At 65.6% G+C, this 24,491-nt stretch carries 25 protein-coding genes; 7 read left to right on the top strand and 18 right to left on the bottom strand.

From position 1 onward, the window contains the following. Together WAO18_RS23250 and WAO18_RS23245 are read left to right on the top strand one after the other, a co-directional pair. Positions 1-858, top strand: an 858-nt coding sequence (locus WAO18_RS23250; RefSeq protein ID WP_422208581.1) for a hypothetical protein, incomplete at its 5' end; no start/stop codon positions are given. A 170-nt stretch (positions 859-1,028) separates the two neighbouring features. Then, positions 1,029-1,736: an esterase gene (locus tag WAO18_RS23245; protein WP_422208580.1), complete on the top strand. Its 708-nt coding sequence runs from the start codon at positions 1,029-1,031 to the stop codon at positions 1,734-1,736. Positions 1,737-1,750: 14 nt separating this feature from the next. Here the strand turns inward: WAO18_RS23245 and WAO18_RS23240 are convergent, their stop codons facing one another. Next, positions 1,751-3,010: a PQQ-binding-like beta-propeller repeat protein gene (locus tag WAO18_RS23240; RefSeq protein ID WP_422208583.1), complete on the bottom strand. Its 1,260-nt coding sequence runs from the start codon at positions 3,008-3,010 to the stop codon at positions 1,751-1,753. 148 nt (positions 3,011-3,158) lie between these two features. On the opposite strand from WAO18_RS23240, the gene WAO18_RS23235 reads away from it, so the two are divergent. After that, positions 3,159-3,896 carry an acetyltransferase gene (locus WAO18_RS23235; protein ID WP_422208579.1) on the top strand — a complete coding sequence of 246 codons (738 nt, stop codon included), beginning with the start codon at positions 3,159-3,161 and terminating at the stop codon, positions 3,894-3,896. 1 nt (position 3,897) lies between these two features. On the opposite strand, the gene WAO18_RS23230 is transcribed toward WAO18_RS23235, so the two are convergent. Together WAO18_RS23230 and WAO18_RS23225 are read right to left on the bottom strand one after the other, a co-directional pair. Next, entirely contained in the window at positions 3,898-5,238 is a 1,341-nt protein-coding gene (locus WAO18_RS23230; RefSeq protein ID WP_422208578.1) for a cryptochrome/photolyase family protein, read from the bottom strand. 16 nt (positions 5,239-5,254) lie between these two features. Further along, positions 5,255-5,737 carry a TspO/MBR family protein gene (locus WAO18_RS23225; RefSeq protein ID WP_422208577.1) on the bottom strand — a complete coding sequence of 161 codons (483 nt, stop codon included), beginning with the start codon at positions 5,735-5,737 and terminating at the stop codon, positions 5,255-5,257. Positions 5,738-5,828: 91 nt separating this feature from the next. On the opposite strand from WAO18_RS23225, the gene WAO18_RS23220 reads away from it, so the two are divergent. Together WAO18_RS23220 and fni are read left to right on the top strand one after the other, a co-directional pair. Beyond that, entirely contained in the window at positions 5,829-6,341 is a 513-nt protein-coding gene (locus WAO18_RS23220; RefSeq protein WP_422208576.1) for a MarR family winged helix-turn-helix transcriptional regulator, read from the top strand. A gap of 47 nt (positions 6,342-6,388) precedes the next feature. Continuing rightward, positions 6,389-7,414, top strand: a complete 1,026-nt coding sequence (gene fni / locus WAO18_RS23215; RefSeq protein ID WP_422208582.1) for a type 2 isopentenyl-diphosphate Delta-isomerase — start codon at positions 6,389-6,391, stop codon at positions 7,412-7,414. Positions 7,415-7,552: 138 nt separating this feature from the next. On the opposite strand, the gene WAO18_RS23210 is transcribed toward fni, so the two are convergent. The 3 genes from WAO18_RS23210 to WAO18_RS23200 all read right to left on the bottom strand — a co-directional run bounded on the left by WAO18_RS23210 (position 7,553) and on the right by WAO18_RS23200 (position 9,385). Beyond that, a complete protein-coding gene (locus WAO18_RS23210; RefSeq protein WP_422208575.1) occupies positions 7,553-8,098 on the bottom strand; it encodes a MarR family winged helix-turn-helix transcriptional regulator in 546 nt (181 codons plus the stop codon). 229 nt (positions 8,099-8,327) lie between these two features. Next, positions 8,328-9,056 carry a GAF and ANTAR domain-containing protein gene (locus WAO18_RS23205; RefSeq protein ID WP_422208574.1) on the bottom strand — a complete coding sequence of 243 codons (729 nt, stop codon included), beginning with the start codon at positions 9,054-9,056 and terminating at the stop codon, positions 8,328-8,330. 113 nt (positions 9,057-9,169) lie between these two features. Further along, a complete protein-coding gene (locus WAO18_RS23200) occupies positions 9,170-9,385 on the bottom strand; it encodes a DUF2945 domain-containing protein (RefSeq protein WP_422208573.1) in 216 nt (71 codons plus the stop codon). A 256-nt stretch (positions 9,386-9,641) separates the two neighbouring features. Here WAO18_RS23200 and WAO18_RS23195 point away from each other — a divergent pair, with 256 nt between their 5' ends. Beyond that, complete coding sequence (locus tag WAO18_RS23195) at positions 9,642-11,114, top strand: DUF2867 domain-containing protein (RefSeq protein ID WP_422208572.1); 1,473 nt, start codon at positions 9,642-9,644, stop codon at positions 11,112-11,114. Between the two features lie 29 nt (positions 11,115-11,143). Here WAO18_RS23195 and WAO18_RS23190 read toward each other — a convergent pair whose 3' ends face one another. The 8 genes from WAO18_RS23190 to WAO18_RS23155 are packed head-to-tail and all read right to left on the bottom strand — an operon-like array spanning position 11,144 to position 18,680. Then, positions 11,144-12,142, bottom strand: a complete 999-nt coding sequence (locus tag WAO18_RS23190) for a DUF5914 domain-containing protein (protein WP_422208571.1) — start codon at positions 12,140-12,142, stop codon at positions 11,144-11,146. After that, positions 12,139-13,665 carry an FAD-dependent oxidoreductase gene (locus WAO18_RS23185; RefSeq protein WP_422208570.1) on the bottom strand — a complete coding sequence of 509 codons (1,527 nt, stop codon included), beginning with the start codon at positions 13,663-13,665 and terminating at the stop codon, positions 12,139-12,141. The genes WAO18_RS23190 and WAO18_RS23185 overlap by 4 nt, the downstream gene beginning before the upstream one ends. Continuing rightward, entirely contained in the window at positions 13,662-14,384 is a 723-nt protein-coding gene (locus tag WAO18_RS23180; RefSeq protein ID WP_422208569.1) for a class I SAM-dependent methyltransferase, read from the bottom strand. Before WAO18_RS23180 ends, WAO18_RS23185 begins: the two co-directional genes overlap by 4 nt. After that, positions 14,371-14,682 (bottom strand): lycopene cyclase domain-containing protein, encoded by a 312-nt coding sequence (locus tag WAO18_RS23175; RefSeq protein ID WP_422208568.1) that lies wholly within the window; start codon positions 14,680-14,682, stop codon positions 14,371-14,373. The genes WAO18_RS23180 and WAO18_RS23175 overlap by 14 nt, the downstream gene beginning before the upstream one ends. After that, complete coding sequence (locus WAO18_RS23170) at positions 14,679-14,999, bottom strand: lycopene cyclase domain-containing protein (RefSeq protein ID WP_422208567.1); 321 nt, start codon at positions 14,997-14,999, stop codon at positions 14,679-14,681. The genes WAO18_RS23175 and WAO18_RS23170 overlap by 4 nt, the downstream gene beginning before the upstream one ends. After that, positions 14,999-15,961, bottom strand: a complete 963-nt coding sequence (locus WAO18_RS23165; RefSeq protein ID WP_422208566.1) for a phytoene/squalene synthase family protein — start codon at positions 15,959-15,961, stop codon at positions 14,999-15,001. The genes WAO18_RS23170 and WAO18_RS23165 overlap by 1 nt, the downstream gene beginning before the upstream one ends. Continuing rightward, positions 15,958-17,487 (bottom strand): phytoene desaturase family protein, encoded by a 1,530-nt coding sequence (gene crtI / locus WAO18_RS23160; RefSeq protein ID WP_422208565.1) that lies wholly within the window; start codon positions 17,485-17,487, stop codon positions 15,958-15,960. Before crtI ends, WAO18_RS23165 begins: the two co-directional genes overlap by 4 nt. After that, on the bottom strand, positions 17,484-18,680 hold the full coding sequence (locus tag WAO18_RS23155) for a polyprenyl synthetase family protein (RefSeq protein WP_422208564.1): 1,197 nt from the start codon (positions 18,678-18,680) through the stop codon (positions 17,484-17,486). The genes crtI and WAO18_RS23155 overlap by 4 nt, the downstream gene beginning before the upstream one ends. A 126-nt stretch (positions 18,681-18,806) precedes the next feature. On the opposite strand from WAO18_RS23155, the gene WAO18_RS23150 reads away from it, so the two are divergent. Beyond that, the gene (locus tag WAO18_RS23150; protein WP_422208563.1) at positions 18,807-19,430 is read left to right on the top strand and encodes a TIGR03085 family metal-binding protein; all 624 of its coding nucleotides are present in this window, start codon (positions 18,807-18,809) and stop codon (positions 19,428-19,430) included. On the opposite strand, the gene WAO18_RS23145 is transcribed toward WAO18_RS23150, so the two are convergent. The 4 genes from WAO18_RS23145 to WAO18_RS23130 are packed head-to-tail and all read right to left on the bottom strand — an operon-like array spanning position 19,427 to position 24,426. Continuing rightward, a complete protein-coding gene (locus tag WAO18_RS23145) occupies positions 19,427-20,779 on the bottom strand; it encodes a TIGR01777 family oxidoreductase (protein ID WP_422208562.1) in 1,353 nt (450 codons plus the stop codon). The two genes, WAO18_RS23150 and WAO18_RS23145, sit on opposite strands and share 4 nt — an antisense overlap. A 37-nt stretch (positions 20,780-20,816) precedes the next feature. Further along, positions 20,817-22,061 carry a glycosyltransferase family 4 protein gene (locus tag WAO18_RS23140; protein ID WP_422208561.1) on the bottom strand — a complete coding sequence of 415 codons (1,245 nt, stop codon included), beginning with the start codon at positions 22,059-22,061 and terminating at the stop codon, positions 20,817-20,819. After that, positions 22,058-23,632: a 1,4-alpha-glucan branching protein domain-containing protein gene (locus WAO18_RS23135; RefSeq protein ID WP_422208560.1), complete on the bottom strand. Its 1,575-nt coding sequence runs from the start codon at positions 23,630-23,632 to the stop codon at positions 22,058-22,060. Before WAO18_RS23135 ends, WAO18_RS23140 begins: the two co-directional genes overlap by 4 nt. Further along, positions 23,629-24,426, bottom strand: coding sequence for a class I SAM-dependent methyltransferase (locus WAO18_RS23130; RefSeq protein WP_422208559.1), 798 nt, complete (start codon positions 24,424-24,426; stop codon positions 23,629-23,631). The genes WAO18_RS23135 and WAO18_RS23130 overlap by 4 nt, the downstream gene beginning before the upstream one ends. Positions 24,427-24,491: the final 65 nt, after the last annotated feature.

Here is a 24,491-nt window from a genome sequence, read left to right as displayed (position 1 = left end):
CCTGGAACTGCCTCGGCTAACGTGTCCGACTGGTTGTCGTCGGTCGACGGTTTTCTTGGCCCGCTATCGGCGGCGTCCGCGTTGCCAAACCTAAATCTCGCCATCTCGGTTAACGGGGTGGTGCTGTTCCAATCAGGCACCGCCGACGCTGTTTCCGGCCAAGGGGACTATGCGATCGCCCACGGCGCGGGGTCGTATGCCGAAGCTACCGGGACCGCTGACCACGCCGCCGTCTACGGCACCGACTCGACCGCGATTGCCGGCGGCGTCGGCTCAAGTCACAACTCAGCGTTGGTCGTCGGCGACCATAGTTACTCCTTCGCCGGTGGTACCGCCGATAACCCCGGGACTTCCAATTATGCCTTCATCTTCGGAAACAATGACACGGCGCTTGCCGGCAGCGATGCGTCTGGTGCTGGCAACTACGACGCCGCGTATGTGGAAGGTAACAATCTCGGGACCGCTTCCGCGCAAGGTGGCAACTACCTGGTGGACATCGTGAAGTTTTATGGCGGTGACGGGACTTCCGGCTCCTCGTCCGCCGCGGCTGAAAGCAGCCACCCGTTCCTCGACCTGCTGTCGGGCGGTGCCGCGTCGGACAGCGCCCACCCGTTCCTCGACCTGTTGTCGGGCGGTGCCGCGTCGGACAGCGCCCACCCGTTCCTCGACCTGTTGTCAGGCGCAGGTGCCGCGGGCGATAGCGTCCACCCGCTGCTTGACCTGTTGTCGGGCGTCGACGCCCCGGGAGCCCTGGCAGACGGCGGCGGTATCTGGGCCGACCTGCTGTCGTCCTTCGACGGTGGAAGCCTCGCCGCCGACGCCAGCAACTTCTGGACCGAACTCGTTTCGCTGTTCTAAGGGGGGCGCAGGCAGCGGCCACCGCGGGGAGGACGGTGGCCGCTGACCTGTACAGGAGCTCATTGCATCGGCCAGGCATGTGGGACGTTTGCAGCGCGTCGCGAGGAGTGCCAGGTAGGCTGGCGAGACGGCATTTCAGCCGTTCTGAGTCTGCGAGGACAAGTCGACCGATGCGCAACATGATGTCGGCCGCGCTGATAGCGGCCGGAGCTCTGCTGGGTTGGTGGGGCGGTGCGGTCGCTGCCGCGGACTCGCCGTGCACCGCGTTGGGCGGCGCGATTCAAGATGACCAGATGTGCAACGTGCAGGCCTCTACATCCACCTACACGTTGAATATGGCATTTCCGGTGGACTATCCCGACCAGGCGCTGACTGATTTCGTCACCCAGAATCGCGATGGCTTCGTCAACGTCGCGCAGACGTCGTCGCAGACTTCCAGTCCCCGCGAAGTGCCGTACCAAATGGAAGTCACCTCCGAGCAATTCCACTCCGGCCAACCACCCGGTGCCACCCGGAGCGTGGTGCTCAAGCTTTTCGAAGATCTCGGTGGTCCCCGCCCGTCTACTTTCTATAAAGGATTCAATTACGACGTCGCCGGGCAAAAGGCCATTACGTTCGACACACTTTTCGCACCGAACACCAGACCGCTCGACGCCATTTACCCGATCGTGCAGCGCGAAGTGGGAAAGCAGACTGGACTCACCGCGGCGATCCTGCCCAGTTCCGGCCTAGACGCCGCGCACTATCAGAACTTCGCCATCACTGATGACGAGTTGATCTTCTACTTCGCGCCCGGTGAATTGCTGCCGTCATTGGCCGGCGGCAGCCAGGTCCACGTTCCGCGCAACGCGATTCCGCCGCTGGCCGTCAAAAGTTAGCGCTGCCCGGCTGGTCAGTTCGGCGCAAAGCTGTACACCTGACCGTCGCTGGTGGCGGTGACGATCCGGCGATCACGGCCGATCGAAACGCCGACGGGGTAACCAGTCGCCTCGGGCAGCGGGTAGCTGTTGCGTGTGCGGCCGCTGCCTGAGTCGAAAACCAGCAGCGTCATGCCCCGCTCGCCCTCGCCTGGGCCGCCGGTCACTACGGTGTAGCCGACATCGCGACCAGCCAGGCTGGAAGTCGATAGCGGGCTGACGTCGTTGCGACGCCACACTTCCTGTGCATGGTCGCCGGCGTCCTTGAAGGCCACCAGGCGGGTATCGGGGCCGCCTCCCGCAACAACCAGTCCGCCCGGCGTCACCGACGGTGGGGTTTGCGCGAGGAATTTCAGCGGCATCGACCATTTCGGCTTGCCGTCGGCGGCGTGCAGTGCCCACAGCCGCTCGTCACGCCCGTTGACGTAGATCGTGGACCCGTCGCTGGATAGCACCGGGCTGGCCAGCACGCCGGCGGCGACCGCGTTGCTGGTCCACTCCCGGGTCAGCAGTGGATTTTGGCCCGGGTGATACCTCAGCCCGACGAGCACCGCGGCGGCAGCGCCCGGTTCCCACAGGCCCAGCACGATCATCCCGTTGTCGTGTGCGAACGCCGGCGCGGCCGCGATCGGGCAACCCGAAAGCGCCGGTCCGCAGTCGGAGAGCCCGCGGGTGAAGTCGCTCGGGTCGACGTTGTCCACCAGGTCCACCGAATTGCCTGCGGTGGTGCCGCGATGGCTGTCGAAAACCTGCACCTGCCCGAGGTGCGTGACCACCAGCAGCTGGCCGTGATCGAGAATCCTTGGCGTGGAAGGCATTCCCATGACCGGCCGCCGCCAGCGGATCCATTGCGTAGGGGGGAAGGACACGATGGCCCCGGGCTGGCCTACATAGAGGTTGTCGAAGCCATCGAACAACGGGCTGGCCAGACCGCCGCCCTGGAAGAGCCGCGTGCACCAGCGCTGCCGGCCGTTGTGGTCGTTCTCCCACTCCATGAGCGAGCAGCCGCCCGGTGTCTGTGCGTTCGCCGCGAGCCAGTTGCGTGAGCTGAGCGCCACCGCTGACGTCAGGGACCCTTTGACGGAACGCGTCCAGCGCAAGGTCAACCGGTCAGGGCCGGGTGTCGCGCTGTAGCTGCTGTTGGCCGCGTCGCCGTATTGTGCGGGCCAGCCCTCGGCCGGTGTGGTCTCGACCCATGCGTCGGTGTTGCCGCAACCCGCCACGGCGGCTGCCATAACGACCGCCGACGCGACCGATGACCAATGCCGCGCGGTACTGCGGGGAGATGGCCGGGGCACGGTGCGAGGGTAACCTGCTGCAGCTCGCGGGAGGCTGATTGCCCGCTTGGCCATGCCCGATCCAACGGCGATAGGCTTTTCGGCCATGACGAGCATGTGGGGTGCCCCGATCCATCGCCGCTGGCGTGGATCGAATCTGCGGGACCCACGGCAGGCCAGGTTCCTCACGTTGGCCTCGCTGAGATGGGTGCTGCGCAACCGCGCCTACACGCCCTGGTATCTGGTGCGCTACTGGCGGCTGCTGAAGTTCAAGCTGGCCAACCCGCACATCATCACTCGCGGCATGGTCTTCATTGGGAAAGGCGTCGAGATCCACGCGACACCGGAACTTGCTCAGCTGGAAATCGGACGCTGGGTGCACATCGGCGACAAGAACACGATCCGCGCGCACGAGGGCTCGCTGCGCTTCGGCGACAAGGTGGTGTTGGGCCGCGACAACGTCATCAACTGCTACCTCGACATCGAGCTCGGCGACTCGGTGCTGATGGCCGACTGGTGCTACGTCTGCGATTTCGACCATCGGATGGACGACATCACGCTGCCGATCAAAGATCAGGGGATCGTCAAATCCCCGATCCGGATCGGCCCGGACACCTGGGTTGGCGTGAAGGTGACCGTGTTGCGCGGCACCACCATCGGGCGGGGTTGCGTGCTGGGATCACACGCCGTGGTTCGCGGCGATGTGCCGGACTTCTCGATCGCGGTCGGGGCCCCCGCGAAGGTGGTCAAGAACCGGCAGCTGGCATGGGAGACCTCGGCTGCCCAGCGCGCCGAGCTGGCCGCGGCACTGGCCGACATCGAACGCAAAAAAGCCGCCCGTTGATTCAGCCGATGCCCTGGTAGCGGCGCAGCGCTTCATTGCGTTCCGCGCTGTGGTCGACGATCGGCTCGGGATAACCAGATGGCCGATCGCCTTTGGTCAATGTGACGTCTTTGGCGTCGCATAGCTCAGCGACCCAGCGCCGCACATAGTTGCCGTCGGGATCGAATTTCTCCGCTTGCCTAGTCGGATTGAACACCCGAAAGTACGGAGCGGCATCCGTGCCGCATCCCGCGGACCATTGCCAGCCGTGTTGATTGCTGGCCATATCGCCGTCAACCAGCTGGTCGAGGAACCAGCGGGCGCCCCATTGCCACGGCAGGTGCAGGTCTTTGACCAAGAATGACGAGACGATCATCCGGACCCGGTTGTGCATGAAGCCGGTTTCGCGAAGTTGTCGCATGCCGGCGTCGACGATCGGGAACCCGGTCTCGCCGGCTTTCCAGGCTTCGAAGCGCTGCTCGGCCTGCTTGCCGGTATCGATCTCGATCGCGTCGAAGTCGCGATTCCAGTTCCACCAGCTGCTGTCCGGCCAGTGATGCAATACCGCGGCGTAGAAGTCCCGAAAGGCCAACTCCCGCAAGTACGCTCGTGCACCGGCGCGACGCTGATCCAAGTCGGCGACCATCGTCCTCGGATGGATCGTGCCGAATTTCAGGTGTGCCGACATCCGGCTCGTGCCGTCGTGGCCCGGAACGTTGCGGTCGTCGCCGTAGTTCTCGAGCCCCTTGTCGACGAACTTCTTCCACTGCCGCCGCGCGGCTGTTTCGCCTGCGGGTAGGTCGAGTTCGGCGCCAGGGTCGGGAATTTCGACCGGCCTGGCATGCTTGCCGAGCTGCTTGGGGTCGACCCAGCGCGCGGATTTGGCTCCGGATTTCGCTGCTGAGCGCCACCCCGTGTCGCGCCATCGCCCGAAGAACGGGGTGAACACCTTGTATGGCTCGCCGTCGTCTTTGGTGACGCGTCCCGGCGACACGAGATACGGCGAGCCGGTGGCCACCAGCGGTATATCGCCCAGCGCCGAGCGCACCCGCTCGTCGCGCTGGCGGCCGTACGGCGCAAAATCCTCTGAGACGTGCACCGAGGGTGCATCGATTTCCTTGACCAGTGCGGGAATCCGCTCCTCGGGCCGACCCCGCGTGACCAAGAGCTGCCCATCCAGATCGTCGCGCAGCCGGCGCAACGAGTCGCACAGAAATTGCATACGGCGCTCGCCTGACGAGGCCTCCAGTCGTGGGTCGAGCACGAAGCAGGCAAGCACCTCGTCGGCGTCGGCGGCGGCACGCAGCAGCGGCGGGAGGTCACGCAGCCTCAGGTCGCGGCGCAACCACAGCAACGCGGGCATCAGGGAGTGACCTGCTTCATCGGCGGTTGAGCACCCAAATATGCCCTGACATCAAAGTGGCGAATGCACACCACAGCGGATACGGCGACAGTGCTGCTCCGGCCCGCGGCTCGGCCGCGGCGGTGCGCCGGACCAGATCGGCGCTGCTTGCCGCCAGCACAGCAGCCCCGATCGCCGAGGCGCCCAGCTTCTGGTACTTGAAGAACAGCCAACTCCACCCTGCGTTGAGGATCAGGTTGGCGGCAAGCGCGACGATGTAGCTGCGGGCCTCGGCGTGGCGTCCAGTGGCACGTAACCGGTCGATCGCCGTGGCCGACGTCACCGCGATGTCGGCGTACAGCGTGCTCCAGGCAATCGGGAACACGCCATTGGGCGGTACATAGCCAGGTTTACGCAGACTTGCGTACCAGCGAGTGATCCGCGGCTTGCTGGCGATGCTTCCGATTCCCGAGGTAGCGCCGACGGCGATGCTCGTCGCGGCCAGTGTCTGCTTATTCACTTGATTTCCCTTCCACTCCGACAAGTCTTTCAGTCTATTAAGTATTAATCAACTGAAGTAATACCCCACTGCGGATAAACTGAACATCGTCATGGGCTCCGAACAGACCACGGGCGGCCGAGCCGCACTCGAGCAGCAGATCTCTGCGTATCTGCGCGTGATGACGGCCGAGTCCGAACAGATCGGCCGGTCGTTCGCCGTGGTACATGACGTGCGGCCCACCGACTTTCGCGCCCTGCTGCACGTGATGGTTGCCGAAACCGCCGGGGCGCCAATCACATCGGGCGAGCTCCGCCAACGGATGGGATTGTCGGGTGCTGCTATCACCTACCTCGTGGACCGGATGATGGAGTCGGGCCACATCACTCGCGAGTCTGACCCTGGCGACCGGCGGAAGGTGATTCTCCGCTATTCGGACTCGGGCCTGGCCACCGCGCGAGCGTTCTTCGCGCCACTGGGATCGCACACGCAGGACGCGATGCAAGACTTACCGGACGAAGACCTCTCTGCCGCCGGCAGGGTGTTCACCGCCCTGATCGAGGCCATGCGGCGGTATCAGGACGACATTTCGTCCTGGAAAACGCACGGACAGCCGGTGGACTGAGCCACGTGACGAAGGGGGGAGGTGCTGTGCCAACCGATTCGAACGGGATGACGACCCGCAAACGACGCCACATCGACGTGTGCCTCGACGACCGGGTGACCTACTCCGGTGTCACCACGGGGCTGGAACGCTACCGGCTGCCGTACAACGCGCTGACCCAGACCAGCCTGACCCACATTGACCTGTCCACCAACTTCCTTGGCGCGCCGTTGCGTGCACCGATCCTGGTCGGCGCGATGACAGGCGGCGCGGAACTGTCGGGGACGATCAACAAGAACCTGGCCGGCGCCGCGCAGCGTCTGGGCATCGGCATGATGTTGGGTTCGCAGCGGATCATGCTCGACAGCGCGTTGGGGGAGCCGGCGGCCTCCAGCTTCACGGTGCGCGACGTCGCGCCCGATGTGTTGTTGTTCGGCAACATTGGGTTGGCGCAGCTGACTGCGGCTGCCGTTGACGACATCTCGAATGCGCTGAAACGAGTTGGCGCCGATGCGCTTGCGGTGCATACCAATCCGCTTCAGGAGGCCGTCCAGCGAAACGGTGACGGCGACTTCTCCGGATCGCTCGACAGGCTGCACGAGGTGGCCGGCGCCCTCGAATTTCCGGTGCTGCTCAAGGAAGTGGGCCACGGAATCGGCAGCGCGGCGATCGCGGAGTTGACCGGCCGGTCCGGCGAGTTACCGGTGGCCGCGATCGACGTCGCGGGCGCCGGCGGCACCTCCTGGTCGCGCGTGGAGCAACTCGTTCGCTACGGCGAGGTGCGCTTCCCCGACTTGGCCGACTGGGGCATCCCCACAGCGCGGGCCATCGTGGAGGTGCGCGAAGCACTGCCCACCGTCCCACTGGTCGCCTCGGGCGGTATCCGCACCGGCATGGATGCGGCCAAAGCCTTGGCACTGGGCGCAGACGTCGTGGCAATCGCCCGCCCTCTGCTCGCCGCCGCGATCGAATCCACTGACGCCGTGGTGGATTGGCTGCAAGGTTTTATCGACGAACTGCGAATCTGCTTGCACGGGACCGGTGCCGCAGACGTGTCAGCTCTGCGCCGCATCGGCGTCACGCCGATTCAATAGTCGCGGCCGGATGGCGCGAAATGCGTTGGACGTGTTCAGATATCGTTTGGACGCGCTGTGCCGATGCGCGCTGAGGCGCACCTAAGTCAGCGCATAAAGCATTGATGCTCAGAGTGTTTCGCCGCAGAGACGTCTTGTTCAGCTCAAATCACTGGATGCGGCGGCCGGTGCCTCCGACGGCTTCGCTTGGTGGATTCCAAGTTCGCTTTCGAACGTCGACATTGCGGTGATCATGGCATCGAACACTCGATGAGCTGCGGCGAGATCCTTGTCGGGTAAGCCGGCTAGCGCGGCTCGCAGATGCACGCCGAGTGGCATGAAGAATCCGTGCGCCAGTTCCATGCCACTTTCTTCGTAGCGAAGAAGCGCCTTACGTCGGTCCGCGGGGTCCGATTCGCGCCGGACATGGCCGGCGTCGATCATCCGGTCGACGAGGTAGGTGATCGCGGCCGGTGAGACGTCCATCCGCTGCCGCAGTTGGGCCATGGTCAGCGGCTTCCCAGCTGTCTCGGCGACCATGACGTGCAGTAATGCGTGAAAGTCGTTGCCGCTTACGTCGTGCTGGCGCGCGAAATGGCGACCTATCCGATCAGATTGTGCTGTGACCGCCCGCATATCGGCCGACATCAGCTTTTCTAGCTCTGGCCTGCTGGGAGGTGAACCGTTTGTGCCCCGCTTAGTCACCTGGTCGCATCCTTCTTGGCGAATTTTCGTTGCAGCGTATCGGAAGCCCGCTTGATCAGCGGGAGTACGCCAGAAACTGCCGGAATGTCTCACGCGTCCCCAGCTGTCTCACAGCAATGCCCCGTCTATTTAGGGTGATCGCCCGCTTCCGTTGGCTGTCATGGCCAACGCTGCGGCTCGGCGAAGTTGTGAGCGATTAACTGGTGCAACAGAATTGGTGTCACCAGAATTATATCGAAAGCGAGCTGTCGCCAGCTGTGACCCGCTGCGCCACCTGTGCAATGGGGATGTTGGATTCTTGGGACATCTGCTTGAGCCTGTGGAATGCTTCGGCAGCGTCAATATTGAACCGCTCCATCAGCCCGCCTTTGGCCTGGCCGATCACGTCCCGTGAGACGAGCGCGATCCGGAATTGCTGGTCACGCCGCATCATGTTCCACACCAGCGCCGCATGGGTCGCAAAAAGCAAGCCCAAATTGACTGACCTGTCATCGAACGCGTTGGCGGGCTCGGCGTAGAAGTTAAGTGCCGCAGACATGCCGCCTTCCTTGAACATTCCGAGTGACAGCACCGATCGGATGGGCGTCCGCTTGACCGCGTCGTCACGGTAGAGCGGCCACCGGTCATCGCCGACCAAATCGTCGACGCGGATGTTGCTTTGCCGCGCGGCGGCAGCCAGACACGGCCCCTGCTGACAGCGACTCTGGATTTCGTCGAGGATTACCGGATAACGATGAGTAGCGGCGGCGGTCTCGTTGCGGCGCCGTTTCTGCGTGACCGTGATGCCGGCGTACTGTGCGCCGGGCACCAAGTCGGTGGCTCCTTCGATCAATTCGCGCAGCAGCGCTGGTGTGTCGAACGAGGCACGTTGGTGTATGTCGGAGATGAGTTGCGTTGCCCGCAGATACATCCCTGTCCGCGAATCCAGCATCAACTCTGCGGCTTCGGGTGGTTCCACTACGCCGGTTTGAGGTCGCACGCGTTACTTCTTGGCCGGAATATCGCTGTTCAAGAAGGCTTTTGGCATACGCAACGACCTAGCGATTATGTGCATAGTCATCGTCGGTCTCGTCAGGCGTCGTGTCGCAGCGCTTCTGGTTTGTGCACGGCGTCAGCTCCGGTCTTGTCACTCGTTACGCGGTATTGCGGATTATCTTCAGACGCGCGCACGGTGCGCCCGGCAGCCTTTCTGTCGTCGGTGATCTTCTCCTCGACCGTCCCTTTGACGTTTTGGCCGTGACTTTTCCACTCGACGTTGTCACCCGTGCTGAACTGATCGTGTGCCATTGGATGACCTCCCGTAGAGATGTCGCCGGCCGGACCAATAAATCTGGCTGTTGATGGGTGGCCGACCCGCGACGAACCCGCCGATGGTTGGCATTGTCCACTACCTACCTAACTATTACACTACAAACTTAACTATTCATTTATATGAAGGATATGTGATCTAGTCATCCGGACGTCCTAACGGCTGGCAAAGCGGGTATACGCCCAATGCAGCATCCACCGCTGCGTTGGATTTGAGTCAATCAAGGAGTGAGCGATGCGCTGCGTCGTTTTTGGTGCCACCGGTTACCTCGGGGTACGGCTGGTCCCCGAACTGTTATCGGCCGGTCACGAAGTCCGGGTGGTGGCCCGAACGCCAGCCAAGCTCGACGATGTGCCGTGGCGCCGAGATGTCGAGGTGGTCGAGGGGGACGTCACAGACGCCGAAAAAGTGCGTGACGCGGTCGCCGGTCAGCAGGTGCTCTTTTATCTGGTGCACTCGATGCTGAGCGCGGACTTCGTGGACGTTGATGCGCGTGCGGCCTCGATCGTCGCCGATGCCGCCGCACAAGCCGGACTCTCGCGCATCGTCTATATGGGCGGCATCATCGCGAATCACCAGCAGTTGTCAGACCACTTGGCCTCGCGCGCCGAAGTGGGCCGGCTGCTTCACGATTCGGGAGTTCCCACCGCTGAACTGCGGGCGGCGGCCATAATCGGAGCGGGCTCGGCGAGCTTCGAAATGCTGCGGTACCTCACCGAACGGCTCCCGTTGATGGTCACCCCGAAATGGCTTCGCACCCGGGTCCAACCCATCGCGATCCGCGACGTCTTGTATTACCTGACGAATGCGGCCGAGCTGCCCGCGGAAGTCAGTCGTGCCTTCGACATCGGCGGCCCCGACACGTTCACCTACACCGAGATGATCCGCAAGTATGCGGCTATCGCCGGCCTGCAACGCCGAATCGCGGTTCCGGTGCCGGTGCTGACCCCGTGGCTGTCTTCGCACTGGGTGAACCTGATTACCCCGCTGCCGCGGTCGTTGGCATCATCGCTGATGGAGTCGCTGGAAAACGACGTCGTCTGCACCGAGCACGACATCGCTACGCTCATCCCCGATCCCGAAAACGGCTTGACCCATTACGAAGACGCCGTTGAACTCGCGTTGGAGAGGACTCGCGACACTACGCTGACCACTCGGTGGTCGCGCTCGGGAGTAGACGACTCACCGTCGCAGCCGCTGCCCACCGATCCGGTCTGGGCCGGTGGACCGCTGCACGAGCGGGTGTCGGAACGACATGTCGACGCCGATGCCGAAACGCTCTGGCGGGTTTTCGAGTCGATCGGCTCCCAGCACGGCTGGTCTGCGGTGCCGCCTGCCTGGGCGCTGCGTGGCTGGACCGGCCGGGGCGTCGGTGCCGCTGAGGATGAATCCGGATCATCGCAAACGCGCCATCTGCACGCCGGCCAGGCGCTGGACTGGTGGCGGGTCGAGTACGTCGATCCGCCCCGCCTGCTGCGGCTGCGCGCTGACATTTCGCTGCCGGGACGGCTCTGGCTCGAGCTGTCAGTGCACGCCGACGGCGACGCCCAGTCCCGCTATCGGCAACGTGTGGTCTTTCAGCCTTATGGCCTTGTCGGCGAAGCGTTTTGGAAGGCGTCTGCGTTGTTTCGGGACGCGATGTTCGGCGGTATTGCCCGCGACATCACCGCAACGGCAAGCGGCGCCGACGTTTCCACGCGAACATAAGCCAGTAACAGCGACGGCGGGCGAAGGTGTCACGGCGTGGCGGTGCGTTGCTGATATCGGCGTTCGGCGTAGGCCAGGTCGTCTTTCCACAGCCTGGCCGCGGCGATCCGCATGAGCCCGGTGATCATCGGGGCGGCGTGACGGGTCCGCTTGAATCCGGTTCGGTCGGAGTGGGCGACGGTGGCTTCGATCACTGCCGTTCGCGGGTGGCCGTCAGAGCCCAAACCCAATGGGGTCGCATGAGTTTCGACCACACTGCCCGTTCCCTCACCGTCGACGATGCGCATCACGATGGTGCGCGGCTCGGGGCTGGTGAACTCCGCGACGGTGGGCACTCCGACGCGGCCGATGCGGAACGTCACCGCGACCAGGAAGCGGTCCGCCTCGTCGGTCGGCGTTGTGAGCACCTCGAGTCGGGTGAACGAATAGGGGTGATACCACGCGCCATGCCAAGGATCTAGGCGGTTGGCAATGATGTCGGACGGTTCGCACGTGCCGACCATTCTCGCGACGGCGTGCAGCGTGTCGCCGGTCGGCCTGGCCGGAATCACCGGCTGATCGAGCGGCTCCTCGCCGCCGACGCCGTCCAGCCGCACCCAGGCAAGCACGCCGTCGTCGTAACTGGGCAGCGGGCGCCAGCCGAATTCGTCAGTGTTGCCATCGAGGCACAGGCCGTGCCATCGGCAGATCAGCGCACCCCGGTGCACTGCCGCGGTGGCCAGGTCGGCGCCGAGATGCGGGCAACTGCGCGGCCCGACGTGCAGCCTGGATTGCTCGTTACGCCATGCGACCAGCTCGACGCCGGCAACGCGGGTGCCCAGTGGTCGACCGCTGCGCACATCGCGGCTCGCGGCGAACGTGTACCAGTTGCCGCTCGGGCGGCGCTGCGAGCGGTCCAGCGCGTCGTCGATGATCGCCGGGGAGGCCTCGCGGTAGGTCGGACGCTGGTTGGCCCACTTCACCGGTGGGATAGCCTGCAGCGGCCAATCTTTGGGCCAGCGGCGCCGCATGTTGTCGCCGATGTTCATCGTCGCGAAAGCCTTTCTCGTCCGGCAAGATAGCGCAATAGCGCCGAACGGCCTTGGGTGGGAACCGTACACAGCTCGTGGCCGGCCAGCCCCCATTTGTCCAGCATTACGTTGGCGGCCGTCCAGCCGGTGGTGGCCGCGCGCTCCATCAACGCCACCGGTAGATCGATGCGCACCCCGTCGCCGGCCAGCAGCAGCCCCGGCACCGGTGTGACGACACCGGGTCGATGCGCATGGCTGCCCGGCGCGAAGAGCGGGCAATCGCTATGATGCAGCAGTCGTTGGTGAACCACTTTCGCTGCGCGGGTTTCCGGGTACAGCTTATGCAGCTGATCCAGCATGGTGTCCTCTGACTGTTCCGATTCCACTGCGTATGAATGTAATTCGACAACAGAGCCGCCATTGCGCCGCGCCCAGTCGCCGGCCTCGAGTTCGTACCGCTCCAGCACGCTGATGTTGTCGAGCGGTTCGTGTCCGGCGGTGCCCAAAAATGCTGCGCGGTCAGCGGCGACGGGGCGATCAAGCCACAGGCGCTGCACCATGAACGGCGGTGCGGTGCGCAGCTTTTTGATCCGGGCCCGCCAGAAGTCGTCGCCGAGTCCCGCCGACGCCGCCACGATTCGTTGCAGGCCGGCCACATCGGTGGCCAGCACCACCGCGTCGGCGTCCAGTTGGACGTTGCCATCGGTGTGGACGTGGAATGTCTGCGCGTGGCCGCGGTCGATGCTCGTCACCGCGCTGCCTTGGTGGAACCGCACTCCGAGGCCGACCAGATATTGCTGCAACGGCCGCCACAGTGCGGTGTCGTAGTTGGCGTTGGCGACGTCGAAGATCAGCCCCTCGCTGGAGCCGAGAAAGTAGATGTGGAACATGGTGGCCAGCTCGGCGGCCGACAGCTCGGTGGGGCTGGCGAAGAAGCTGCGGGAAAACACCTCGAAGGCCAGGTGACGCGCCGGCTCCGGGAAGTTGATGCTCTTCAGGAAGGTCTCGGCGTCGATGTGGTCGATGCGGTGATAGATGTCGGGCAGCGACACCGCGGCAAGCGGAGCGGCCGAACGCGCGTCGATACGGGCGAGGTCGGTGAGCCGAAAAGTGGGGCTGCGCAAGGCGAATACCAACGCGTTCCAGGGCGGATTGCGGGGCAGGCCACGGAAGGTGTCTTGCCGTCCCGCGCCGTCGATCAGCGGGTAATCGTCGACCGGGGTCAGCATGGACAACGTGGCGTCGGCGCGGCTGAGCAGCGCCCGCAGGTTGTAGTACTGCCGGAAGAAGGCGTGGAAGCCGCGGTTCATCGCGAGTTCGGCGCCGCCGGTCTGCTCGGTCCAGCCGCCGACCCGCCCGCCCAGGTAATTCTCGCGTTCGATGACGTCGACGCTGACGCCACGTTCGGCCAGCCCGGTCGCGGCGGCCAGACCCGCGATTCCGGCGCCGACGACGACGGCCTTGGGCTGCGTCGACAGCGCCGCCGCGCTGCGCAGACCCTGCGGCGCGGGAAAGGTGCGGCGGCGGCGGTCGGCGGTCACGGTGCGGTCCCGAGGAACGTGTGCGCGATGTTGGTCTCCCAGCCGGGCATGGTTTCGCTGCGCACTGCGGTGAACCCCGCGTCGCGCAATCGCTGCCGGAATTGTGTTGCGCCGTCGAATGTCAGCACGCTGCGCCACAAATGCCGGTACAGCGTCGCGTCCCGGGTTTGCCACCAGCCGGAGGGAATGATGATGCCCCAGCACACGGCGTGCCAGATCGCGGTCGCCGCTCGGGAGTCGCGCACCGAGTAGTCGTGTACTGCCAGCGTGGAGCCGGGTGCCAGCAGATCGCGCAGGGCTCGCAACTGGGTGTCCGGATCGGACAGATTGCGGATCAGATACGCGGCCAGGATCCCGTCGAACGGGCCGGTGACGCCACTGTCGGCGAGGTCTTCCACGGGTGTGTGGACGAACCGAACCGATGACGGCCAAGGCTTGCTTTTGGCCTCGTTGAGCATCCCCTGCGACGCATCGATCGCGGTGATGTCGGCGTGTGGGGCGACTCTCAGCAAAGCTGCCGTCGACGCACCGGTGCCGCAGCCGGCATCGAGCAACCGAAGCCCGCGGCCCTGGTCGGATATTTGCAGCCGTTGTGCCGAAAGGCGAAGGTGGGCATGGTATCCCGGGCTGGAGCCGACGAGGCGGTCGTAGGCCGATGCGCCGACGTCAAACGCGGCTGGTACGTCTGCGCGGGGCAGACCGGTGTTACCGATGCTCACGCTGTCGTTCCCAGAGCAGTAGGACGGCGGTGACTAACGCGAAGCCGAAGAAGAAGTCTTCGATCGGAATGTCGAAGGGGAAACGGATTCCGCTGGTTTGCCGGTTGTCGTACACCACGATCGGAGCGCTCAGCTTGGTCAACCAGCCGTCGACCAGGATCTGGAATCCGATCACGATCAGCATGGAAAGCCAATACGCGGGACGCCGAAAAAGCCCGGTGCGCAATAGCGTCAACTCGAGGGCGCCGACGGCCAGCGCCGCGACCACGGCGGGAAGGGTGTAGCCGAGGCCGCTCATCGGCGGTTGAACCGATTGAGTATGGCGCTGACCGCGTTATAGGTCAGTAATGCGCACAACGGAATCACCAGAAAGAACAAGACCTCCTCGATCGGCATCCGGAATGGGATGTTCACGCCGGTGACGTACGCCGGGTTGTACGTCCACAGATGGACCGCGATCGCAACCTCATCCCAGAGCACGAAAACCGCCGCGACGGGCAGCACGGCGCGCACGGCCCGCCACACTTGACGGTAAACGCCGGGGCGAAAGATCTCCAGCGGCAGCGTGATCGCCAGGCAGGCCCCGAGGACGAGGAGGTATTGCCAGTGATCCATTACGCCGCACCGGCTCTGCGATCACCCGCTGTGGCCGGGTGCGTCAGCCGGGCCCGCCACGAACGCAACAGGCCGGCGCCGGCGACGCGCAACCGTCGGCCGTTTCCCACGGTCGCACGCTGGGTGAACACCGCAAAATCGCAGTCTTCGACCCGGTCCAGGATCTCCGAATACAGCGTCAGCGCGGTGGCTACGCATGGCTGTGACCGCGGATCCAGCATCGGCACGCCGTCGGCGGCGTACCGGTAAACCTGCCGGGCGATTTCGTGCTGCTCGGCCAGCGCGTTGCGCACCCGGCGATCTGTCGTGCGGTTGTGGTGGCACCACATCAGCAGCTCGCGATCGACGCTGTGCGCGGCCAATTCGTCGGCCGGCAGGTAAACGCGTTGCCGCAGCAGGTCTTCGTCGATGTCTCGCAGGAAGTTCGTCAGCTGGAATGCTCTGCCCAACGCTGCTGCGTGCGGCGCGGCCTCGTCGGCCGAACCCAACGTGCCCAGGATTGGAAGCACTTGCAGGCCAATCGCTTCCGCCGAGCCTTTCATGTACAGGTTGAGCGCGGCGCGGTCGGGGTAGTCGGTGACCGTCAAGTCCATTCGCATCGAGTTCAGGAAGTCGACGAACAGTTCGTCGCGGATGTCGTAGCGGCGTGCGGTGTGCCGCACCGCGGCGAGCACCGGGTTGGCCGGGCGTTCGTTGGCGGAGAAGAATTGATCGGACAGCTGTTGCAGCTGCGCAGCCCGGGTCGCGGTGTCCTGGGCCGGATCGAAATCGTCGAGGATGTCGTCGGCGTAGCGAGCGAAGCCGTAGAGCGCGTGGATTGGCGGACGCTGATCAGGTGCCAGCAGCCGGGTGGCCAGGAAGAAGGTGCGGCCGTGGGCGGCGTTGAGAGTGCGGCAGCGCCGGTAGGCGCCGCGCAGGCCCGGATCGTCGATGCCGGCAGCGGTCAACTCGGTGCGAATCATGGGCGACCGGCTTTCGCCACAACCGTCCGTGTCGACGCATCGACGATGCCGGTGATGCGGTCGGCAGCCAACCGCCCGGAGATCATCGCGGTGGGCACACCGACACCGGGCACGGTCGACGATCCGGCAAGTACCGCATTGTCGATGCCCCGCAACATGTTCGCCGGACGGAACGGCCCGGTCTGGGCGAATGTGTGGGCCAGCGCGAACGGGGTGCCGGCGATCATGCCCTGACGGGCCCAGTCCTGCGGGTTCACCACATGCAGTACTTCGGCGCCGTCGCGAAAGCCCGGAATCAGCCGTGCGCCTACGGTATCGATGAGCTGCTCGGTGTAGCTGTCGCCGATGCGCGACCAGTCGACTACACCGCGGCTGAGGTTGGGCGCCGGGGCGAGCACGTAGAACAGCTCGTGGTCGCGCGGCGCCAGGCCCGGGTCGCTGGCGGTCGGTCTGGTGACGAGCAGCGACGGATCCCGCATCAGCCGGCCGTCCCGGATGATGTCGGTGAATGTCTGGTCCCATTCCGCGCCGAAGATGATGTTGTGGTGTGCCAGTGAATGATCCGACGTCGGCGCGTGGCGGCGGCCGATGTGAGCGACAACGGCCGACGGCGCCGGCCGCAGCCGACCGATGCGACGCGGTTGACGTCCCAGCAACGTGTAGGTCGTGGGCAGTTCAGTGGTCAACACCGCTGCGTCGCAGGCGATGCGCTGATCGGTGTCGGTGTGCACGGCGGTCACGCGGTTGCCGGTGCGCTCCAGACCAGTGACCGTCGTGCCGTAGCTGAAACGGACTCCGGCGTTGGTGGCGGCCGCGGCCAGCGCATCGGGCAGTGCCCGTATGCCGCCGCGCGGAAAGTAAACCCCGGAGATCGTGTCCATGTAGGCGATCACCGCGTAGACCGCCAGTGCCTTTTTCGGGGCAACTCCGGCATACAGTGACTGGAAGGTGAAGACTCGCCGCAGCCGCGGATCGGATATCTGGCGGTTGACCATGGTTTCCCACTTGCGGAATCCGCCGAGCGCTGTCAGCCGGGCCAGCTGCGGATTCAGCAGCGACAGTGGGGAATCGAAATTCTCGGCGATGAACCCCTCGAACTCGGTGCGATACAACCGGGTCAGCCAATCGCGCAGCTTCCGATAGCCCTCCGCCTGCTTGGCGCCGGCGAATTCCCGGATCGTGTCCGCCATAAGATCGGCGTCACTGTGCACATCAAGACTGCTGCCATCGGCGAAGTGCGAGCGATAAGCCGGGTCAATGGCCATCAAATCCAGTCGGGTCGAACTGTTTTCGCCGACCGCCGCAAAAGCCTCATCGATGATGTCGGGCATCGTCAGAACGGTCGGCCCGGTGTCGAGCTGATAGCCGTCGACGTCGAGGCGCCCGGCGCGTCCACCGGGCCAGCTCTCGCGTTCGACTACCGTGACTTCACGACCGCGGCCGGCCAGATGCAGTGCGGCGGACAGTCCTGCCAGACCGGCGCCGACCACGATCACCCGGCTGCTTGGCCCTGGTACGCGCCTCATTCGGTTCGCTCCGTGCACACGGTGGCCATGTTCGTCAGCGCGGCCCGCACTGGCTCGCCGATCCGAAGGTCGCCGAGCTCGTTGAGCGCCGACGAAACCCGGTCGTCGATCATGTCTTCGATCCTCTGCACGGCCCCTGTGGTCAGGATCAACCTACGCCAGCGCTCAATGCCGTTGTGGTCGAGATCTTCGATATTCATCAGCTCGGTGAGCTGGCGGCGGGTGAGCGGATCGGCCAGGTCATGCGCGGCGATGACCACGCTGGTGGCCTTGCGCTCGACAAGATCTTGCCCGCTGGGCTTACCGGTGACCCTCTCGGCGCCGAACACCCCCAGCAGATCGTCGCGGAGCTGGAATGCTTCGCCGACCGCTTCGCCATAGCGGCCCAGGCCGGAAATAGTGCGGTCGCTGCAGCCGCTCATCGCTGCACCGATCTCCAGCGGGCGGCGCACGGTGTAGTTGCCCGATTTGCGCCGCGCCACCTCCAACACCGCGTCCATCGACGGCAGGTCGCGGATATCGCTTGCAAGATCAGCGAATTGACCGAGTGCCAATTCGGTGCGCATGGCGTCGTAACGCGGCCAGGCCTGCTGCAGACGGCGATGGTCGACGCCGCTTTCCCGCAGCATCTGTTCGGCCCAGATCAGACAGAGATCGCCCAGCAGAATGGCCGCCGATTCGCCGAATCGCTCTGCCGGCCCGGACAACTGCCGATTGCGGTGCCATTGACTGAATTGGATGTGCGCGGCGGGACGGCCGCGGCGCGATGTCGCTGCGTCCATCACGTCATCCTGCAACAGCGCAAAGGCGTGCAGCAGCTCCAGGCCCGCGGAGGCGAACAGCGCGTCGTCGCTCTCCTCGTCACCGGCCAGCCAGCCCAGGTACATGAAGGTCGAGCGAAGGCATTTGCCGCCGGCCACGAAATTCACCAGGATGTCGCCGGCCACTTCCACGCCCGACTCATCCAGCTCGGCGGCGCATCGCCCGGACACGAATTCAGCGACATGCGCCAACGCCCTGCGGCGCAACCCGATTCGCCATCCGTCGAACTGTGCAGGATCCGACCACGATTGCTGGGTCAGCGCAGCAGGCTGCGCGGATGGTGCCAAAGACAGCGCACGCACCTCGCCCACTGGAGCCCCTCTCGAAGGATCGGGTCGCGACAGACCTGTACGGCCCAGACTCACGCGCATACCTCCCAAAGGACGAAGACAAACACGCCCGCCTGGCCGTGCCAGGATAACTTCACAAGATTAAACATTAACTTACTGAACATCTCGTCCGCTCGCCAGCGCAGATATCTCGCTTAGGGTGGTGATATGACCGCAGCGCAGCGTGAACGAAGCGCACTCGTGCAGACGTTTCACCAGGTAGGACCGGACGCGCCGACGCTGTGCGAAGGCTGGACCACCCGTGACCTCGCCGCCCACCTGGTCATTCGGGAACGACGTCTCGACGCCACGCTGGGCATCGCGGTGCCATTCCTCGCCGACTACACCGCGAAGGTGCAGACCAAACTCGCCCACTCGACCGACTGGGAAGACCTGCTCGAGATGGTGTCGTCGGGTCCGCCGATCTACTCACCGTTCAAGCTGCTCGATCCGGTGGCCAATCTCGGCGAGATGTTCATCCATCACGAAGACGTGCGCCGGGCGGCCGACGGCTGGCAGCCCAGAGTGCTCGACGCATCGATCGCCACACAACTGCGCCGTCAGCTCGGGCTGATGAGCCGCATGATGCTGAGCAAGCTGCCGGCGCAGGTCGTTCTGCAGACACCCGCCGGTGAACGAATCGCCCGGGTGGGCCGTGGCGATGTCGTCACCGTGACCGGTGAACCGCAGGAGCTGCTGCTGTTCGTTTCCGGTCGCGATGCCGTGCGGGTCGAATTCGATGGTGACGCTGAGTCGATTGCCGCCGTGCAGGCGGCGCCGCGGGGTCTCTAACAGCGGCCGAGCACATGCCGCAGGGTCCCCTCGAGTTCAGGGTGGCGGAATCGGTGATCGGCTTGCTGCAGCCGCGCGGGCAGCACGCGCTGGTTGGCGAGGGCGAGTTCGCGTGCACCCTGCTCGCCGAGTAGCAGTTTCGGTCCTAGCGGCGGCACCGGCAACACCGCGGGCCGGTGCAGCACGCGAGCCAGGACTCGGGTGTAGTCGACATTGCGTGCCGGCTCGGCGGCGACCGCGTTGACCGGCCCGGACAGGTCACCGTCCCACAACGCGCGGTGGTAGACGTCGACGAGGTCATCGATCCCGATCCAGGAGAACCACTGCCGCCCGCTACCGAGTCGCCCGCCGAGTCCGGCGGCGAACAGCGGGCGCAGCAGCCGCAGTGTCCCGCCGGCGGGGGACTGCACGATTCCGGTGCGCACCTTCACCACTCGCGTTCCGGCCTGCTCGGCCGGCGCTGTCGCGGCTTCCCAGTCGGCAACCACGTCGGCCAGGAATCCGTCACCGCGCTCGCTGTCTTCGGTCAGCGTCACCTCGCCGCGGTCGTAGCCGTAGTAGCCGATGGCGGATGCGTTGACCAGCACCTCGGGCCCGTCGGCTGAGTGCGCGATCAGCTCAGCCAGCCGGCGGGTCGGGCCGATCCGGCTGTCTATGATCGCGGCGCGGTGCCCCTCGGTGAAGCGGCCGGCGATCGATTCACCGGCCAGGTGAATGACCGCGTCCACGCCGGTCAGCATGCCTTGGTCGGGGCTGTCCGGATTCCATTGCCGTTCATCGGGTTTGGTGGCCGAATGCCGGACCAGGCGGATCACCCGGTGACCGCCGGTGGACAGGAACGCGCTCAACTGCGAGCCGACGAGCCCGGAGGACCCGGTGATCGCCACCGTCAGCGGGGCCAGTCCCTGAGCTGCCGCCTGCCGGTGTGCGGCGATGTCGTCGGCCAGTTGACGGTGCCGGTAACGAAACATCGATCGCAACGCCCTCGCCGGCACCTGGGTGTCGACGCGGTCGACAACCCGCGTCCGCCCGCCGTCCACCTCTTCGAAGTCGTGGGTGTGGCGCCACCGCAAAGCCAGGCCGAGCGGCAACGACGCCAGTCCCTCGGTGCCGATCGAGTCGACGAAGCTGCGCGGCGGGTCGTAGCCGTCGGGTTGGTGGTCAGCCACCCAACGCAGACCGCCCGGCAGGCCGAGTTCGGCCCGCCCGCTTTCCAGCGAATCCGCCTCGGCCACAATCCGTCCCGGTTGCCACGGGGGTGCGAGGCGGGTGAATGCGCCAGGTCGGGTATGCCAGTCGAACACCTCGTAGATCGGTGCGTCGATCACGCTTGAGTACACAAGGCCCATGAGGCCGACGGTACCTGCATCGCCGCCGGGCGGTCGGCTACCGATCCGGCAGCGGGTGTTCGACGATGGGCAGCCGTGGAAGAGGGTGCCGCTCGCGGCGCTTGGCCGCCAGGTACACCTGCGCGGTCTCGTCGGCCACCGTATGCCAGTCGAAATCCGAGGTCAGGCGTTCCCGCGCGGCCTTGGCCCGACGCTGGGCGGCGGCCGGATCGTCGAGCACCGCGATGACCGCCTTGGCCAGCCGCGTCACATGGCGCGGCGGGCACGACATCCCGGTCTCGCCGTTGATCACCGCCTCGCCCAAGCCGCCGATGTTCGACGTCACCAGCGGAGTGCCGGCCGCCGCGGCTTCGAGCGCCGCCAGCCCGAACGGTTCGTAGTGGCTGGGCAGCACCGCAGCATCGGCGCGATGCAGTGCGGCCAGCAAGTCGTCGTGATCCAGCCGGCCGACGAAGTGAGTTGCCTTGAGCACCTTGTATTTACGGGCCTGCTCGACGAGCCAGTCCTGCTGGGTGCCTTCGCCGGCGACGGTCAGTGTGGTGCCGGGGTAGGCCCGCCGGATCCGGGGCAGCGCGGCGATCGCCTCATGCACGCCCTTCTCGTACTCCAATCGGCCGACATACAACAGCTCCGGCGGGCCGGTGCGGGGCTTACGGCGCGCGAACGGCCATCGGGCCGCCTCGATCCCGTTGCGGATCACCGTTGTTTCGGCCAGCCCGGGCCCGAACAGCTCAGTGATCTCCTCGCTCATCGACGCCGAACAGGTGATCAGCGAGTCGGATTCGCGCACCAGCCACGACTCGACCGCATGCACCTGCCTGCTCAGCGATCCGGACACCCATCCCGAGTGTCGGCCTGCCTCGGTCGCATGAATGGTGGAAACCATTGGCACATCATAGAATTCGGCCAGCGCGATCGCGGGGTGGGCCACCAGCCAGTCATGCGCGTGCACCACGTCGGGCTGCCACGAGCGATCGCTGCGCCGGTCTTTCAACGACAGGCCGGTGCGGACCATGGCGTGTCCCATCGCCAGCGTCCACGCCATCATGTCGCTGCCGAAGGAGAACTCATGTGGATCCTGCGCGGCGGCGACGACCCGGACGTGTTCGTTGATCTCATCGGACGACGGGTGAGTACTGGGGTCGGTGCCCGTCGGACGTCGCGACAACACCACCACTTCGTGGCCGGCGGCGGCGAGCGCCGTCGACAGGTGATGGACGTGCCGGCCGAGCCCACCGATCACCACCGGCGGGTACTCCCACGACACCATCAGGATTTTCATCGCGGCAGCCTCCGCGCGTCCAGCGCACCGAACAGGCCGTCGGCCCGGTTCCAGCCGTCGGCCAAGCGCTGCGCGACTTCGCGGCGGCCCGACGCCAGTGCGCCGGCGATCTCGCGGGTGGCGTGGGCGTGCAGATGCGCCCGGTAGCGGGCGTAGTCGGCCGCGGAGTCCTTGCTGACCATGAACGGCCAGTCACTGGACACCGTGAGCAGCGTCTCGCGCAGGATCTGGTCGGCGATGTGATCGCGGGGGATCGGCCCGTCCAGCGTGGCGGTCTGTGCGAGCGCCTTGTCGACAGTGGATAGCGCGGTGTCGACAACCTCGGTGTTGAGCTGGACGAGGTCGGCCACTTTGTCGCCGGCCCACACTTGCCAGTCTTTACCGGAACCCCAAGAGCTGGGCGGTAATTCGACGGCATCACCGACCAGGCCCGCGCTGACGGCGTCGCTCAGCGTGCCGACGCGCACACCGGCTTCCGGCAGCGCGCGCAGCACCCGCTCCAGCCACACCGGGCCCTCGTACCACCAGTGGCCGAACAATTCGGTGTCGAATGCGGCGACCACGTGCGCGGGCCGCCCGATCCGCTCGGATTCGGACGCCAGTCGGCTACGGACCACGGCGACGAAATCCGCGACGTGGCTGTCGATCGCGCGATCGGCACGCTCGGGATCGTAGGGCGCCTTCTTCTCCGATGGCACATTGCGGCCGGTGACTCGGGCCGGTTTCAAGCCGGTGCGGTGATCGTAGGTGTGGAAATCACGGTAAGCGGCGTGACCGGGATAGCCGGACTTCGGTGACCAGACCCGGTAGCTGACCTGCAGGTCGCGCCCGAACGCGACAACGCCTGCATCGCCGACCGGACGGCCCAGCGCGGTGTCACCGTGCAGCGACGGGCCGTCGACCATGAAGTGGCCGACTCCGGCCGCGGCATAGTCGTATTCCATGCCGGGCGCGTAAGCGCATTCGGGCGCCCAGATCCCAATCGGCTTGTGCGCCAACCGCTGCCGCGCATCCGCCAGACCCTCTCGCAGCGCGAATTCGCGCAGCCGCGGATTCAGCAGCGGTTGGAACGGATGCGCGAGCGGCCCGCCCAATAACTCGACCGTGCCCCCGTCGATCAGTCGGCGCAGCAGGGGGCTTGCCCCATGGCGCCAGTACGTGGTGAAATCCTCGAGCGCTTCTTGGGTTTCGGCAAGCTCGCGAATTCCGAAGGCGCGCAGGGCTTCCGGCGCGGAGGCCGTCGACGTGTCGGACGTGTCGCCAGTGCGCACGCTGGCGGCCTCGGCGGCGCGCAAATGCCAGTTGGCCAGCCAATGGTGCATCCCGTCAAGGCAGTACGGGTCGTCGAGCTGGGCGGTGACCACCGGCGTGACGCCGAGCGTGATCAGCCGATGCCGGTCCTCATCGGCCAGTCGGCGTAAGACCCGCAACAGCGGCAGGTAGGACGCCGCCCACGACTGGTAGAGCCATTCTTCGCCCACCGGCCAGCGACCGTGGTGCGCCAGCCACGGCAGGTGCGTGTGCAGTACCAGGGTGAACAAGCCCGGCACCGCGTCTTTGGTGGGCGTCATGTGCGCACCGCGATCGCGACCAGATCCAGGCTGTCGTCGATGTGACGTAACGCCTCCGCGCCGGCCTCGACGATGTCGAAGTCGGCCGCGGTGACCGCCGCGACATCGGCCAGCAGCTGGTCCGGCCAGGGCGCATCGGCGACGGCGCGGGCGATCTGCGCGTCGATGATCGAGCCGCCGTGCCGGGCATCCATCTCGGCGAGCCGTGGCCCGTGGAAGACGCCGCTCATCGACGCCGACGCAAAGCCGGCGTCGCGCAATAACCCGGCGAGCTCGTCCGCGTTGAGTTCACGGGTGTGGAACGGATTGATCGGGGTGTCGCGCCCCGGGGAGAACGTGATCCGGTTGGGGGTCGACACCATCAGCAGCCCGCCGGGCCGCAGCACCCTGGCGCACTCACCGACGAACTGTGGCTGATCCCACAGGTGCTCGATGACCTGGAAGTTGACCACAACGTCGACCGACTGGTCGGGAAGCGGCAGCTCGGCCAGGTTGCCGTGGACGACCTCCACCCGCGGGTAACGGGCCCGCACGTGCGCGACGGTGGCCGGGTCGTAATCCAGCGCGATCACCCGGCGCGCAACCCCGGCGATCAGGTCGGCGCCATAGCCTTCCCCGCAGCCCGCCTCCAGCACCTCACGACCCGCACAGTGCCGCGCCAACTGCTGGTAGACCACCTCATGGCGGCGAAACCAGTAATTCTCCACGTCGAGACCCGGGATGGTGCGTTCACCGGTCAACGGCAAAACGGCATCCTCGGGCGGGTGGGGAACGTCGGGGGTGAATGCGCTCATTGCATAGGGAGGCTAACCCCTGGCGACGGGTTCGCGAATGCTTCACTACGGGTAATCACGCGTGC

This window comes from Mycobacterium sp. (assembly GCF_049278535.1).
Classification (GTDB): Bacteria; Actinomycetota; Actinomycetes; order Mycobacteriales; family Mycobacteriaceae; genus Mycobacterium.
This window is presented reverse-complemented; position numbering and strand designations above follow the sequence as displayed.

Coding starts and splice junctions, on each gene's coding strand:
- WAO18_RS23245 (WP_422208580.1), top strand. CDS start 1,029: ATGCGCAACATGATGTCGGCCGCGCTGATAGCGGCCGGAGCTCTGCTG.
- WAO18_RS23240 (WP_422208583.1), bottom strand. CDS start 3,010: ATGGCAGCCGCCGTGGCGGGTTGCGGCAACACCGACGCATGGGTCGAG.
- WAO18_RS23235 (WP_422208579.1), top strand. CDS start 3,159: ATGACGAGCATGTGGGGTGCCCCGATCCATCGCCGCTGGCGTGGATCG.
- WAO18_RS23230 (WP_422208578.1), bottom strand. CDS start 5,238: ATGCCCGCGTTGCTGTGGTTGCGCCGCGACCTGAGGCTGCGTGACCTC.
- WAO18_RS23220 (WP_422208576.1), top strand. CDS start 5,829: ATGGGCTCCGAACAGACCACGGGCGGCCGAGCCGCACTCGAGCAGCAG.
- fni (WP_422208582.1), top strand. CDS start 6,389: ATGACGACCCGCAAACGACGCCACATCGACGTGTGCCTCGACGACCGG.
- WAO18_RS23200 (WP_422208573.1), bottom strand. CDS start 9,385: ATGGCACACGATCAGTTCAGCACGGGTGACAACGTCGAGTGGAAAAGT.
- WAO18_RS23195 (WP_422208572.1), top strand. CDS start 9,642: ATGCGCTGCGTCGTTTTTGGTGCCACCGGTTACCTCGGGGTACGGCTG.
- WAO18_RS23190 (WP_422208571.1), bottom strand. CDS start 12,142: ATGAACATCGGCGACAACATGCGGCGCCGCTGGCCCAAAGATTGGCCG.
- WAO18_RS23175 (WP_422208568.1), bottom strand. CDS start 14,682: ATGAGCGGCCTCGGCTACACCCTTCCCGCCGTGGTCGCGGCGCTGGCC.
- WAO18_RS23170 (WP_422208567.1), bottom strand. CDS start 14,999: ATGGATCACTGGCAATACCTCCTCGTCCTCGGGGCCTGCCTGGCGATC.
- WAO18_RS23165 (WP_422208566.1), bottom strand. CDS start 15,961: ATGATTCGCACCGAGTTGACCGCTGCCGGCATCGACGATCCGGGCCTG.
- crtI (WP_422208565.1), bottom strand. CDS start 17,487: ATGAGGCGCGTACCAGGGCCAAGCAGCCGGGTGATCGTGGTCGGCGCC.
- WAO18_RS23155 (WP_422208564.1), bottom strand. CDS start 18,680: ATGCGCGTGAGTCTGGGCCGTACAGGTCTGTCGCGACCCGATCCTTCG.
- WAO18_RS23150 (WP_422208563.1), top strand. CDS start 18,807: ATGACCGCAGCGCAGCGTGAACGAAGCGCACTCGTGCAGACGTTTCAC.
- WAO18_RS23145 (WP_422208562.1), bottom strand. CDS start 20,779: ATGGGCCTTGTGTACTCAAGCGTGATCGACGCACCGATCTACGAGGTG.
- WAO18_RS23140 (WP_422208561.1), bottom strand. CDS start 22,061: ATGAAAATCCTGATGGTGTCGTGGGAGTACCCGCCGGTGGTGATCGGT.
- WAO18_RS23135 (WP_422208560.1), bottom strand. CDS start 23,632: ATGACGCCCACCAAAGACGCGGTGCCGGGCTTGTTCACCCTGGTACTG.
- WAO18_RS23130 (WP_422208559.1), bottom strand. CDS start 24,426: ATGAGCGCATTCACCCCCGACGTTCCCCACCCGCCCGAGGATGCCGTT.